14 protein-coding genes are annotated in these 12188 nt (G+C 46.2%); 3 read left to right on the top strand and 11 right to left on the bottom strand.

The window, feature by feature from the left end; translation table 11 throughout:
• Positions 1 to 122 precede the first annotated feature (122 nt).
• Both ligA and FN124_RS11365 read left to right on the top strand, forming a co-directional pair.
• Positions 123 to 2231, top strand: coding sequence for an NAD-dependent DNA ligase LigA (gene ligA, locus FN124_RS11370; RefSeq protein WP_142684836.1), 2109 nt, complete (start codon positions 123 to 125; stop codon positions 2229 to 2231).
• A gap of 48 nt (positions 2232 to 2279) precedes the next feature.
• A complete protein-coding gene (locus FN124_RS11365) occupies positions 2280 to 2717 on the top strand; it encodes a nucleoside deaminase (protein WP_142684835.1) in 438 nt (145 codons plus the stop codon).
• Here the strand turns inward: FN124_RS11365 and FN124_RS11360 are convergent, their stop codons facing one another.
• The 3 genes from FN124_RS11360 to FN124_RS11350 form a co-directional block, all read right to left on the bottom strand.
• Positions 2718 to 3647: an SPFH domain-containing protein gene (locus FN124_RS11360; RefSeq protein WP_142684834.1), complete on the bottom strand. Its 930-nt coding sequence runs from the start codon at positions 3645 to 3647 to the stop codon at positions 2718 to 2720.
• A gap of 171 nt (positions 3648 to 3818) precedes the next feature.
• Positions 3819 to 4034: a hypothetical protein gene (locus FN124_RS11355; RefSeq protein ID WP_142684833.1), complete on the bottom strand. Its 216-nt coding sequence runs from the start codon at positions 4032 to 4034 to the stop codon at positions 3819 to 3821.
• A 191-nt stretch (positions 4035 to 4225) separates the two neighbouring features.
• The gene (locus FN124_RS11350; protein ID WP_142684832.1) at positions 4226 to 4930 is read right to left on the bottom strand and encodes a LuxR C-terminal-related transcriptional regulator; all 705 of its coding nucleotides are present in this window, start codon (positions 4928 to 4930) and stop codon (positions 4226 to 4228) included.
• A 273-nt stretch (positions 4931 to 5203) separates the two neighbouring features.
• Here FN124_RS11350 and FN124_RS11345 point away from each other — a divergent pair, with 273 nt between their 5' ends.
• Entirely contained in the window at positions 5204 to 5809 is a 606-nt protein-coding gene (locus tag FN124_RS11345; protein ID WP_142684831.1) for a superoxide dismutase, read from the top strand.
• Between the two features lie 82 nt (positions 5810 to 5891).
• On the opposite strand, the gene FN124_RS11340 is transcribed toward FN124_RS11345, so the two are convergent.
• The 8 genes from FN124_RS11340 to FN124_RS11305 all read right to left on the bottom strand — a co-directional run bounded on the left by FN124_RS11340 (position 5892) and on the right by FN124_RS11305 (position 12158).
• Positions 5892 to 6674, bottom strand: coding sequence for a 3-keto-disaccharide hydrolase (locus FN124_RS11340; protein WP_142684830.1), 783 nt, complete (start codon positions 6672 to 6674; stop codon positions 5892 to 5894).
• Between the two features lie 17 nt (positions 6675 to 6691).
• Positions 6692 to 8083 carry a Gfo/Idh/MocA family protein gene (locus FN124_RS11335; protein ID WP_142684829.1) on the bottom strand — a complete coding sequence of 464 codons (1392 nt, stop codon included), beginning with the start codon at positions 8081 to 8083 and terminating at the stop codon, positions 6692 to 6694.
• Positions 8084 to 8281: 198 nt separating this feature from the next.
• Positions 8282 to 9955, bottom strand: coding sequence for a S41 family peptidase (locus FN124_RS11330; RefSeq protein ID WP_142684828.1), 1674 nt, complete (start codon positions 9953 to 9955; stop codon positions 8282 to 8284).
• Between the two features lie 46 nt (positions 9956 to 10001).
• Positions 10002 to 10232: a membrane protein insertion efficiency factor YidD gene (gene yidD, locus FN124_RS11325; protein ID WP_079471177.1), complete on the bottom strand. Its 231-nt coding sequence runs from the start codon at positions 10230 to 10232 to the stop codon at positions 10002 to 10004.
• Between the two features lie 103 nt (positions 10233 to 10335).
• The gene (locus FN124_RS11320; RefSeq protein ID WP_142684827.1) at positions 10336 to 10716 is read right to left on the bottom strand and encodes a ribonuclease P protein component; all 381 of its coding nucleotides are present in this window, start codon (positions 10714 to 10716) and stop codon (positions 10336 to 10338) included.
• A 23-nt stretch (positions 10717 to 10739) separates the two neighbouring features.
• Positions 10740 to 10895 (bottom strand): 50S ribosomal protein L34, encoded by a 156-nt coding sequence (rpmH, locus tag FN124_RS11315; RefSeq protein ID WP_012788729.1) that lies wholly within the window; start codon positions 10893 to 10895, stop codon positions 10740 to 10742.
• A 180-nt stretch (positions 10896 to 11075) separates the two neighbouring features.
• A complete protein-coding gene (locus FN124_RS11310; protein WP_142684826.1) occupies positions 11076 to 11585 on the bottom strand; it encodes an OmpH/Skp family outer membrane protein in 510 nt (169 codons plus the stop codon).
• 57 nt (positions 11586 to 11642) lie between these two features.
• Positions 11643 to 12158 carry an OmpH/Skp family outer membrane protein gene (locus tag FN124_RS11305; RefSeq protein WP_142684825.1) on the bottom strand — a complete coding sequence of 172 codons (516 nt, stop codon included), beginning with the start codon at positions 12156 to 12158 and terminating at the stop codon, positions 11643 to 11645.
• Positions 12159 to 12188 lie beyond the last annotated feature (30 nt).

Raw genomic sequence — 12188 nt, 5'->3', positions numbered from 1 at the left:
GCGGAACTATATTCAAATGAAAGAAAAAAATATCACATTTAAAACAAAGTGACCGGATTTTTTTGAAGACATATCCCTAACCTGAAAGATAAGTTTAAATTTACGGCTCAGTTATATCAATTATGTACACAAAGGAGATAGAAATAGCCCTGGCACAGCTGGCCAAACAGCTGCTCAGCCACTTGCAGCAGCAACAACTGCTGCAATCCATTGATGAAACCCTGGATGCCCTTCGCCGTGTAATCAGCTATAACGATTGGCGCTACTACGTGGAAAGTGAGCCCGTGATCAGCGACTATGAATACGACCAGTTATTTGCCTGGCTGAAAAAACTGGAACAGGAACATCCCGACCTCGTTACCTCCGACTCGCCCACCCAGCGGGTAGCCCAGGGCCTCACCAAAGAATTTGTGACGGTACCACACCTGGTGCCTATGCTCAGCCTGGAAAACTCTTACAATGCAGACGACCTGCTTGACTGGGACCGCAAAGCAAGGGAAAGCGCTGGTCTTGCTGAAATTGAATACTGCATTGAACCCAAGTTCGACGGCGCCAGTATTTCACTTATCTATGAAGACGACCGGCTTACTCGCGGCGCCACCCGCGGCGATGGCGTTGCCGGGGAAGACATCACCACCAACATTAAACAGATCCGCTCTATCCCGCTATCGGCCTCTTTTTCAAAGTATGGCATACACCAGATAGAAATACGCGGGGAAGTGCTCATCAATAAAAACACCTTCAAAGCATTCAACGATAAACGTATTGCCGATAACCTGCCCCCCCTGGCGAACCCGCGCAATGCAGCCTCCGGTTCATTACGGATGGTAGATCCCAACGAGGTAGCCAAACGCGGACTGGAAGCATTCCTCTATCATATGAGCTATCATAACATGAACCCGGGGAAAACAGAACCGGACGTGCTCAAAACACATAGCGGCACCCTGGAACTATTGTCTACATTAGGCTTCCGCAGCCCCGCCAGAGAAAAGAAAGTGGTAAAAGGCATACAGAACGTGATCGACTACGTGCTGAAATTTGAAACAGAACGCGATAACCTGCCCTATGAAATAGATGGCATGGTGATCAAGGTAAATGACTATGACCTGCAGGACCGGTTGGGTATGACCACCCACCACCCGCGCTGGGCCATCGCCTATAAATTCAAAGCCCGGCAGGCTACCAGTAAACTCCGCAGCGTAGAGTTCCAGGTGGGCCGTACCGGCTCCATCACACCGGTAGCAAAGATTGACCCAGTGCCCATTGGCGGCGTGACCGTAGGATCCATTTCCCTTTTCAATGAAGAAGTAATTAAAGAGAAAGACCTGAAACTGGGAGATACCGTATTGGTGGAAAGAGCGGGCGACGTAATCCCTTACATCGTGAAATCAGTAGCCGACCTGCGGGACGGCAGCGAGCAGGAAATCATTTTCCCGGTACGATGCCCCGTATGCCACGATAAGCTCGTAAAGCCGGAAACAGAAAGCGTTTGGCGCTGTACCAACATCAATTGCGAAGCGCAGGTAGTGGAAAGAATGATCCACTTTGTAAGCAAAGATGCCATGGACATCAAAAGCTTCGGCGAAAGCAATGTCCGCAAATTCTTTTCATTAGGACTCCTTAAAGACATACCCGGCATCTATGAGCTGGATTTCGAAAAGATTGGTGCACTGGAAGGCTTCGGCAAAAAATCGCTGACCAACCTCCAGTCGGCCATTGAACAATCCAAAACACAGCCGCTGCACCGCCTCATCTTCGGGCTGGGTATCCGCTATGTGGGGGAAACTACCGCCAAAACACTGGCCAATGCAGTGAACCACATTATGGACCTGCAAAACTGGACAGAAGAACAGATCCTTGCACTGGAAGATATTGGGCCTAAGGTGGCCGGCTCCATCCGGTTGTTCTTCGCCAACAACGACAATATCCAGATGCTGAACAGGCTGGCTGCGCTGGGCATCAGCATGACCAACACCAAAAAGGAAACGCATGCTTCAGGTAACCTCAACGGGCAAACGTTTTTATTTACCGGTACCCTGCATAAACTGAAGCGCAGCGAAGCGGAGGAAATGGTGGAACAGGAAGGCGGCAAAATAATGAGCGGTGTGAGCAGCAAGCTCAACTACCTGGTTGTAGGCGATGACGCAGGCAGCAAACTGGAAAAAGCAAAAAAAATCAATACTATCAAGATCTTGTCGGAAGATGATTTTCTGGCAATGATCAACAAATAATTATCAGCCCCGGCCTGTATGTGCCGGGGTTGATCACCAACAATTGTTATGACGGACGAACATTTTATGCGGCAGGCGATGCAGGAAGCACGCAAGGCCTTTGAAGACGGGGAAGTGCCTATTGGTGCAGTGGTAGTACTGAACAACCGCATCATTGGCCGTGGATATAATCATGTAGAAAGATTGAATGATTGTACCGCACATGCAGAAATGATTGCGCTAACGGCAGCCTTTAATACACTGGGAAGTAAATACCTGATGGAGGCAACGTTGTATGTAACAGTGGAGCCCTGCCTGATGTGCGCCGGCGCACTTTACTGGAGTAAGATAGGCAGGATCGTATATGCAGCGCCGGATGATAAGAACAGTTACCGGAGAGCTACCGGCGACCGGTCCCCGTTTCATCCGAAAACAAAACTGGAGGCCGGCCCCTGCAGCGAAGAAAGTTTACAGCTGATGAAAACCTTTTTTGAACAAAGGAGATAATTATTTTTTGGTGGAATCCATCAGCTTATTCATACCCATCATCTGCTTCATGGTATGATCCATCCCTTCGGAAGAACCATCCAGGAAGATGACGTTTCCTTTTGAATTTTCAGCGAAGTGCTTAATGGCTTCCGTCCACATGGAGAAGAGGATCACCGAGGTATCGAGGTTGGCCTGCTGCATTTCTTTGGCAGCCATGCTCATACCTTTGGCCACCTCCTCCCGGAACAGGGCCACGCCCATACCACGCAGCTGGGCAGCCTGGCGCTCAGCTTCCGCTGCAATTTTGATGGCGTTACCATCTGCTTCCGCCGCTTTGGTTTTAGTGATCAGCAATGCCTGTCCTTCGTTTTCAGCAGCCGCTTTCAGGTTATTGGAAGCTACTACCTGAGCCATCGACTTCATAATCACTTCATCAAAAGTGATGTCGTTCATCTGCAGGTCCAGCAGGTGGAAACCCCATTCCTCAAGGGTTTTATCGATCTGTTCCTTTACGTGCTCAGTGATATCTTTACGCAGTCCCAGCACTTCCGCCTGCCGCTTGGTAGCCACAAAACCACGGATGGAGCCTTCAATGGTACGTACCAGCGCCTGCATAAAACTTCTTTCATCCATAAATTTGAACGCCACATTCTTCAGCGTTTCTTCTTCCTGGTTCCACACAGCATACAACAGCATCGCTTTGAAATACACATTGGCCTGGTCTATGGTGATGGCCTGGAATTCCAGCTCTACAGACCTGTTCTGGATAGATACCCTTTTAAACACTTTTTCAATAATGGGTATTTTCCAGTTCAGCCCGGGAAAAAGCACCCGGTTATATTTACCAAAGATGGTGGTAACAGCAATGTTTCCCTGCTGTACAGTTACAAACGATGACAGTATAACCACTAAGGCCAGCACTATCAAAACGATCAAGATAACATTCATAGACTGAGTGTTTAGGTAGGGTTTAGACGCATAAATATAACGAAATAAAGCTAACAGGCAGATGCGGACATAGTTTTCCCTGCAGATATATAAATGAAGAAGAAGAATGGATGAAACTGAACTAAAGTACAACCAATGGATGATGATATAAGAAGCCCGGCAAGAGTCCTCTTATATTCTTTGTTTCCTTCTGAAATATATAAATACGTCGTCCAGTTCTATTTGTTTCAACTGGTAAGCCAGCCGCGTTCTCAGGTCTTCCGTTTCGTCTTTAATTCTTCTGTATTGATCTTTCAGAATTTCGTAACGGGCCACAATTTCCTCTGCAGTTGCGGATTCCTCCAGTTGTAAGATGTCAAATGCTCTTTCCTCGGTTATCATAGTCATAGGAGTGTTTCAGATAGTAATCATACCGGTTGTTTAAAAAACACATTTAATATTAATCCACTAAATTAGTTGAGTTTGAAAAACAAGCAAATACCCAATGTTGGGTATTTTTTAAGTGTTTAGCAACTTTTAGCAGATATTTTACAACCGGTTGTTTCCCCCATTAAACACTGGTTACCAGGAAAGTGTATTTATTCAAATCCAATCTTACGGGCAATGGCCACCAGTTCCGATGTATTGCGCACCTTCAATTTCAGCCTGATATTTTTCCGGTGGGTTTCTACGGTATAACGGCTAAGGCTCAACGATTGTGCAATTTCCTTGTTGTTCAGCCCTTTCACGGCCATGCCCAGCACATCTTTTTCCCGGGGAGTCAGTTTATTGAGAAGGGTTTCATTCTGCCGGCGCATGATAGCGCTCAATGCTTCAGACAATTGCACATCGGTGTCAATGGCATTGGTAAGATCAAGGAACGCGCAGATAATTTCCACTACCCTTCCGTTCCTGTCGTGGGTGAACGGCACTTCCAGGCCTAGCAGCCACCGGTAATCGATTTCACCTTTTTTGCGGATACGGGCCAGGCCGCCAAATTGCGCTTTATTATTAATAAAAGATTGCTGTGCTACTGCAGCCAGTTTAAAATCTTCCGGATGCATGATATGCCGGAAAAATTCCATGCCCATTCCCGTTACCTCATCGGCAGAAAAACCAACTGTTTCCGCGAGGCGGTCATTACACCAGGTCACGGATTTAGTGCTGTTATCATAACTGTAAATCATGGCGGGTACATGATGTAAAACGCTCTCCAACCAATGGATACGATTTCTTAAATGCTCATTTTCCTTCTGTAAGGCATTGAGGGAAAAATGTAGCCCCGAGTCCGAGCCTGTCTGCATACTATTTAGTTTTAAACAAACAACAGGTAAACAACCACCAGTCACACCTGAAAAAATATTCTGAAGTTACTCCTTAGTTAAACCAGGTACCTGTAAATATAAAATAATTTTCCATGTGATCAAGACCAGCACACGGCTGATTTTCCCAATTTACAGTCATCCACCGGTAAGTATACCTTAACTTAATAATTAAATGTCTAAATTTTAACGGATTGGCAGTAAATTTGGCGACTATCAAGAAATCATATTTTAAAACCCATAAAAATCTAAGTTATGGCATTTACACTTCCGAGCTTACCCTACGCAACTGATGCGTTAGAGCCGAATTTCGATAAACTGACAATGGAAATTCATCATGGTAAGCACCACCAGGCTTATGTAGATAATCTGAACAAAGCAGTAGCAGGCACAGAAAATGAGAACAAATCGCTGGAAGAGCTGGTAGCCAATGCCGGTAAAATCAGCCCGGCTGTAAGAAACAATGGCGGTGGACACTGGAATCACAGTTTCTTCTGGACCAGCCTGGCGCCTAATGCCGGCGGTGCTCCAACCGGTAAACTGGCAGATGCTATCAACAGTACTTTTGGTTCTTTTGAAGCATTCCAGGAAAAATTCAACAATGCCGGCGCTACCCGCTTCGGCTCTGGTTGGGCATGGTTAACTGTAAAAGATGGCAAACTGGAAGTTTCTTCCACACCTAACCAGGATAACCCACTCATGGATGTTGCTGAAGTAAAAGGTACGCCTATCCTCGGTGTAGACGTATGGGAACATGCTTACTACCTGAAATACCAGAACCGTCGTCCGGAATACCTGAAAGCATTCTGGAATGTGATCGACTGGAACGCTATCAGCAAACGCTACGAAGCAGCTTTATAAGCATTCGCCGGTTCAATGAACTGCATAAAAAAATCCCGTCAGGTAAACCTTGACGGGATTTTTTATAAGCTGGACCGATTGTTTACAGCTCTCTGATCTTTAAGTTTTTGAACCATATTTCGCTGCCATGGTCCTGCAATGCAATATGGCCTTTCTTAGACAGGCCATAACCTTTAGCATCTTTCCATTTGCCTTCGGCTTTATGCTGCTTCCACTCAGGCGTCCACAGCTCATAGTCTGCTGTCTTCTTCCCGTTCAGCCAATGCTCTACATGACCCTTGTTTACAATGATCTTTGTAGTATTCCATTCGCCAACAGGATTGGCGGCATCCACTAATGGAGGATTCATGGCATAATTGGCGCCTGTATGTTGCCAGGGCTCCAGCTTCTCCGGGAAATTTTTATCATCAATGATCTGGTATTCCGGCCCGCTCAGCTGAGGGGTTTCAAATTCTTCCGTTACCATGTACATTATACCGCTATTACCTTGCGGCGACAACTTCCAGTCGGCAGTCAGTTCAAAATTCTCAAACTGTTTATCAGTGATCAGGTTGCCCCGCACATCCGACTTGTCTGTTTTATGCCCCAGGCAATGCAGGATCCCTTTCTCCGCTACCCAGGAATCTGCCGGCTTGTTTTTGTAGGTACGCCAGCCTTCCAGGGTATGGCCGTTAAACAACAGTTGCCAGCCCTCCGCTTTTTCCGCTTCAGTTAAAACCGCACCGGCAGAATCTGCAAGCGCAGTACTTACCACAGAATCCATAACTGCAACAGCGTTGGCTCTTTCGCTGTGTGTGGTACCACCTCCGCAAGACATGGCCGCAATACTGAATACCGACAAGGCAGGTATCAAAAGGTGCTTCATAATGTATCAGGTTTAAATTACTTATTCACCAATTTCAGGTTCTTCGGATCCCAGTGGATGATCTTGTTATCAAAATAGCTTTCGTTGCACAACAGTGCTGGCGCTGCTGCACGGAACCCGAAGGTAGGATCTTCCGCTACTTTACCGTTGGTACGCATGGCGTTAAACAGGTTGTAGAAGTGATCGAAATGCGCACCTTTATATCCTTTCTCTGCTTCATAGATCATTTTTTCAGGATCCAGCATGTTCGCACGGTGATAGGCATACGATTTTCCATTATTGGAAGCAGCAGCATTTGCAGCAGCCAGCGGATCGTTTTCATCTACCTGTACATTGTTGCGGAACAGGGTCACCCTATCCCACTCTACGGTCATGGAGCCTTCGCTACCCACCATACGGAGGTAATTGGTACCGCCGGTACCATCTACAAAGTTTACGCGGAGAGACAGGTTAAACGCAGGGTGAATCTCAGTCTCAGGATAATCAAACATACCCAGCATAATATCAGGTACTTCCCTTCCGTCTTTCCAGTAACGCAAGCCACCGGTAGCCATTATTTTATTGGGCCCCAGGGAACCGGTTACCAGGTGCAGGCTGGAAAACAGGTGAACAAACAGGTCGCCGGAAACGCCGGTGCCATAGTCCCTGTAATTACGCCAGCGGAAGAAACGCAGCGGGTCAAAATCACGTTTTGGTGCATTCTTAAGATAGGCGGTCCAGTCAACCGTTTTTGGAGAAGCATCCGCAGGAATAGGATACTGCCATGCGCCAGTGGGCGACATACGGGCCCAGAAGCCTTCTGCATAGTTCAGTTTACCAATGGCGCCGTCTTTCAGGAGCTGCCTGGCTTTTTCATTACCCAGTGAGCTCATACCCTGGCTGCCCACCTGGTATACCACTTTACCGTTACGTTGCTGTGCTTCCACTACTGCAGAGCCTTCACTGATATCGTGTACCATTGGCTTTTCGCAGTAAACGGATTTGCCTTTGTTCATGGCAGCCACGGAAATATCCTTATGCCAGAAGTCCGGCACTGCAATGATCACCGCATCAATATCTTTTCTATCCAGGATCTCCTGGTAGCTTCGGGTAGTGTAAATATCATTACCCCATTTCTTTTTTGCATCCGCCAAACGGCCATCATATAAATCACAGGCGGCTATCAGTTTTACGCCAGGCACAGTGATCGCGGTATTGGCATCCGCTGTTCCCATGCCGCCGGCGCCTATCAGCGCTATCTGTATCTGGTCGTTGGCACTGTATTTTTCTTTCAGGCGGGAAAGTGACTGGATGTTTCTTTGTTTGTCAGCTGCGGTCAGGATATTTGGCAGCAAGGATGCGCCCACTACTCCTTTGGCAAATTTACTGATGAAACTCCGGCGAGAGTCTTCATTGGAATTTACTGGCATGATAACCCATTTAATTTGAGAAATGATATAAGTTTATTATTCACTGGAACTCTCAAAATATAATTATTCTCCCGGAATTCATAATTTATATGAGAATCGGGAAAGGAGAACCATAAAGCCTGCAAACAAATCCCGGATGCGGCGCCGGAGCTTATTTACAGGCTTCATTAAAATAACTGATACCGGGGAATCCGGCTGTTACTTTACTGCGGTAAGCAGTTGTTTATATTTTGACGGGTTATGCAGCAGATCCGCCGCCGTGTTTACCTCGTTGTCCCATTCCAGCGACTTGATGATACGGCCTCTCTGCAGGTAATACCGGTTTACGATTTCTTCTTCCAGTAACCTTTTTATTTCTGTTTTATTCTTCAGCAGGTCCTGTTTTTTATCGTGCTTCATTTTTGTTTCCAGTGTTTCCAGCTCTTTGGCAACGGCATCATAGTACTTCTCTTTTTTCGCTGTGCTTTTGAAAGAGTCGAGGGCCTCCTCGCTGCGTGTTTTATAGCTGTAATCCTTATTATCGAGATAACGCACAAAATCTTCGAAGTCGCTTTCTGAGAGAGCGAAAGACCCTGCAGCAGCAATTTTCGGGTGATTGTAATAATAGCTGGTGGCGTAATCAAAGATGAATTGTTTGCGGAGAAGCGTGATAGCAACCTGGCTGATGTAGGTAGGGTCTACCTTTGCATCCGGTTCAATACCGCCGCCATCTTTTACAGCACGGCCGCCTGCGGTGGTAAATGACTTACGCAGGGAATCCGGTACATAATCCACACTGCCGTCGTCGTTGCGGTGCGAGTAATCGATGGCCTGGATACAGCGGCCACTTGGCGTATAGTATTTGGCAGTAGTTACTTTCAGTTTGGTATTATAGGGCAGCTGACGGGTGGTTTGCACAAGTCCTTTTCCATAAGAGCGCTGTCCTATTACCAGTCCGCGGTCGAGGTCCTGGATGCTGCCTGCTACTATTTCAGCGGCGGAGGCAGAGGAGTGATTGGTAAGCACTGTTAACGGGATATGCAGATCCACCGGTTGCTCGGTGGTTTCATAATTGCGGTCCCAGTTCTTTACTTTTCCTTTGGTACTTACGATGAGTTTATTTTTATCAACAAAAATGTTAGCTACCACAACGGCTTCATCCAGTAATCCGCCCGGGTTGCCGCGCAGGTCCAGTATCATTCCTTTTAAGGCGGGGTTGACACGCTTCAGCTGTTCCACCGCCTGGCGTACCATGGCGCCGCTGTTTTCAGTGAACTGGGTCATTTTAATATAGCCGATATCATTTTTCAGGATGCCGGCATAGCTTACTGCTTTCACATTAATCTCTTCACGGATGATCTTTTTAGGGGTTTCCACGCCGGTTACCGGGTTGCGGAACACCATATCCAACGGGGTGCCGGCTGCGCCTTTCAGCTGCCGGCTAATATCTTCCTGGGCTACATTTTTGCTGGATTTACCATCCATGCTCACAATGATATCGCCTGGTTTTACGCCGGCCCTGTCCATGGGGCTGCCTTCGTATACATCGGTGATAGCGGTCCATTCGCCGTTGGTATTGATGGAAGCGCCTACTCCACCGTATTTGCCGGTAGCCATGAATTTAAGGTCGTCCAGGTTTTCTTCGGAAACAAAATCAGTAAAGGGATCTGTTTCCTCCAGCATGGCCTCAATGCCTTTCCGCATTACCTTTTCAGGGGGAAGATCATCTACATAGTAAGTATTCAGCTCCCGGTAGAAAGCGGCAAATATGTCCAGGTTCTTGGCTATCTGGAAGTATTTATCGTTTTCATTGAAAGCGAAGATACCCGCAGTGGTGATGATCAACAGCAATGCTGCTGCCAGTTTCTTTCTTTTATTGAAAAATGCACGCATGCAACGAATGTATAAGATGAATGATGTTATTTGGCAATGTTGATGGTTATGGTACCGGGTCATATCCATGGCCGCCCCAGGGGTGGCAGGACAAGATACGCTTTATGGTGAGATAGCCACCTTTAAACGGGCCATATTTTTTAAATGCTTCCAGCCCGTATTGCGAGCAGGTGGGCGTATAGCGGCATTTACTGCCCAGGAGGGGCGAGATAAACCATTGATAAATTTTTATCAGGAAGATAAAAGGGAAACTCAACCAGCGCACAACTCGGTTCATAAGCAGCTTTTGGCAGTCAGCTTTTTAGCCAGAAAAAATAACGGTCCATACAACGGAATGTTGAATGCCGGTTCGCTGCCATCAGCCAAAGCTAACTGCGGTGCTAAACGCTGGTTTGCAGCTTCTTTAAAATTACCGAAATTTTGTCTTTCAGGGTAGAAAAATCAGCGATTTTTTTGTCGGTATAGATGAGGAAAACAGCGAGCTGTCTTGATTCCGACCGGAGATGATCGTACAGCTCCTGTTTTTGCAGGCGCCAGGCTTCGCGGCCCAGGCGTTTGATGCGGTTCCGGTCTACCGCATGGGGAAACCGGCGGGTAGTGGCGCTAAAGCCTACCTGCACGGGATATTTACCCGCTTCTTTCAGCGGCATATAAACAACCCGGTAGGGAAAAACAGAAAACGCTTTTCCTTCACGAAAAAGCGTTTCAATAAGTTTTCTGCTTTTTAACCTTTCTTCCTTGCTAAAAGAATAAGTTTTTATGGCAAATAGTATTTAGCTACTAATTATTTCAGCTTACGCTCGTCAGAAACAGTCAGCTTCTTACGACCTTTTGCTCTACGGGAAGCCAATACCTTACGGCCATTAGCAGTTTCCATTCTCTTTCTGAAGCCGTGAACGCTCTTTCTGCGTCTGTTATGCGGTTGAAAAGTACGTTTCATTTCTTTTTTTTGTTTTTACCTGTACTATACTAAAACTCCCGGATTAAAGGATTGTGTTTTTTAAAACGGAAGGCAAAGGTAGCAGAAAATTTTTGAAAAGCAAATTAAAATACCAATTCTTAAATGTAAAAGTGGAATGCAGCTTTCACTACATTCCACTTTTAATATTAGGAATATTAATTATTTAATACCCAGTTTAGTCTTTACAGTAGCCAGGATATCGTCTGCAGCCGGGGAAACCAGCAGTATACCGGCAGAACTGTCGATCACATAGTTGTAACCTTTTTCCTTTGCCACATCTTCAATAGCCTTACGGGCCTTATCTAAGATGGGTTTCAGCAGTTCCTGCTGTTTAGCCTGTACTTTCTGTTCAGCGCCTTCACGGTAATCCTGGATACGTTTCTGGGCATCCTGGATTTCACGACCTTTGATTTCCTTCATATTGTCGGTCATAGTGGCCGCTTTATCATCGAATTCTTTCATTTTCTTCGTATACTCATCTACCAGTGCTTTCCCATCACCTTCCAGTCCCTGTGCAAAAGTTTGCAGATCAGTTTCTGCCTTCTTGGCGTCCGGCATGCTGGCTACCAGCGCCTGTAAATTGATATGCGCTACTTTGGATTGTGCCATTGCATTCACGCTGAACAAACCGGTAACCGCCACAAAAGCAATAATTACGTACTTCTTCATGATGTTGTCTGTGTTTAAAAAAATTTTAATACTTATAGTTAAAAAATAGGTACAGAGTTACTTCTTTACACCCAAAGATTTCAGAATTTCTTCGCTTTTATCCAGTTTGGGATCAGAAAAAATAACGGTGGCGCCGGCCGCCTTATCTAGTACAAAATCATACATCCTGCTGGCAGAAAGCTTTTGCACAGCATTGTAGATCCTGTCCTGGATCGGCTTTACCAGTTCTTCCCTTTTCTTGAAAAGATCGCCTTCGTAACCGAAACGCTTCTTCTGCAAATCCTTTGCCTCTTTTTCACGGGCTACTATCTCATCCTCCCTTTTACGCTTCAATTCTTCTGTGAGCATTACCTGTTCTGCCTGATACGACTTGTACATCTTATCCACTTCCTGGAATTTGGCATCAATCTCTTTCTGCCATTGCTCAGCAACTGCATCCAGTTTCTTCTGCGATTCCTTGTACTCCGGGATGCTTTCCAGGATATATTTTGTATCTATCACGCAATAGCGCTGTGCACTTGCTGCACCGCCCATAGCCAGCACAATAGCGGCTGTAATAAATAATTTCTTCATGCTACAATAATTTTTCGCAAAACCTAATGA

It is taken from the genome of Chitinophaga polysaccharea (assembly GCF_902150045.1).
Taxonomy (GTDB): domain Bacteria; phylum Bacteroidota; class Bacteroidia; order Chitinophagales; family Chitinophagaceae; genus Chitinophaga; species Chitinophaga polysaccharea_A.
The sequence above is the reverse complement of the archived record's forward strand: the minus strand, read 5'-3'. Positions and strand labels throughout refer to the sequence as shown.

Excerpts from the sequence above, each read along its gene's own strand:
- FN124_RS11330 (WP_142684828.1), bottom strand. The coding sequence starts at position 9,955 with ATGCGTGCATTTTTCAATAAAAGAAAGAAACTGGCAGCAGCATTGCTG.
- yidD (WP_079471177.1), bottom strand. The coding sequence starts at position 10,232 with ATGAACCGAGTTGTGCGCTGGTTGAGTTTCCCTTTTATCTTCCTGATA.
- FN124_RS11360 (WP_142684834.1), bottom strand. The coding sequence starts at position 3,647 with ATGAATGTTATCTTGATCGTTTTGATAGTGCTGGCCTTAGTGGTTATA.
- FN124_RS11335 (WP_142684829.1), bottom strand. The coding sequence starts at position 8,083 with ATGCCAGTAAATTCCAATGAAGACTCTCGCCGGAGTTTCATCAGTAAA.
- FN124_RS11355 (WP_142684833.1), bottom strand. The coding sequence starts at position 4,034 with ATGACTATGATAACCGAGGAAAGAGCATTTGACATCTTACAACTGGAG.
- ligA (WP_142684836.1), top strand. The coding sequence starts at position 123 with ATGTACACAAAGGAGATAGAAATAGCCCTGGCACAGCTGGCCAAACAG.
- FN124_RS11365 (WP_142684835.1), top strand. The coding sequence starts at position 2,280 with ATGACGGACGAACATTTTATGCGGCAGGCGATGCAGGAAGCACGCAAG.
- FN124_RS11310 (WP_142684826.1), bottom strand. The coding sequence starts at position 11,585 with ATGAAGAAGTACGTAATTATTGCTTTTGTGGCGGTTACCGGTTTGTTC.
- FN124_RS11340 (WP_142684830.1), bottom strand. The coding sequence starts at position 6,674 with ATGAAGCACCTTTTGATACCTGCCTTGTCGGTATTCAGTATTGCGGCC.
- FN124_RS11345 (WP_142684831.1), top strand. The coding sequence starts at position 5,204 with ATGGCATTTACACTTCCGAGCTTACCCTACGCAACTGATGCGTTAGAG.
- rpmH (WP_012788729.1), bottom strand. The coding sequence starts at position 10,895 with ATGAAACGTACTTTTCAACCGCATAACAGACGCAGAAAGAGCGTTCAC.
- FN124_RS11350 (WP_142684832.1), bottom strand. The coding sequence starts at position 4,930 with ATGCAGACAGGCTCGGACTCGGGGCTACATTTTTCCCTCAATGCCTTA.
- FN124_RS11305 (WP_142684825.1), bottom strand. The coding sequence starts at position 12,158 with ATGAAGAAATTATTTATTACAGCCGCTATTGTGCTGGCTATGGGCGGT.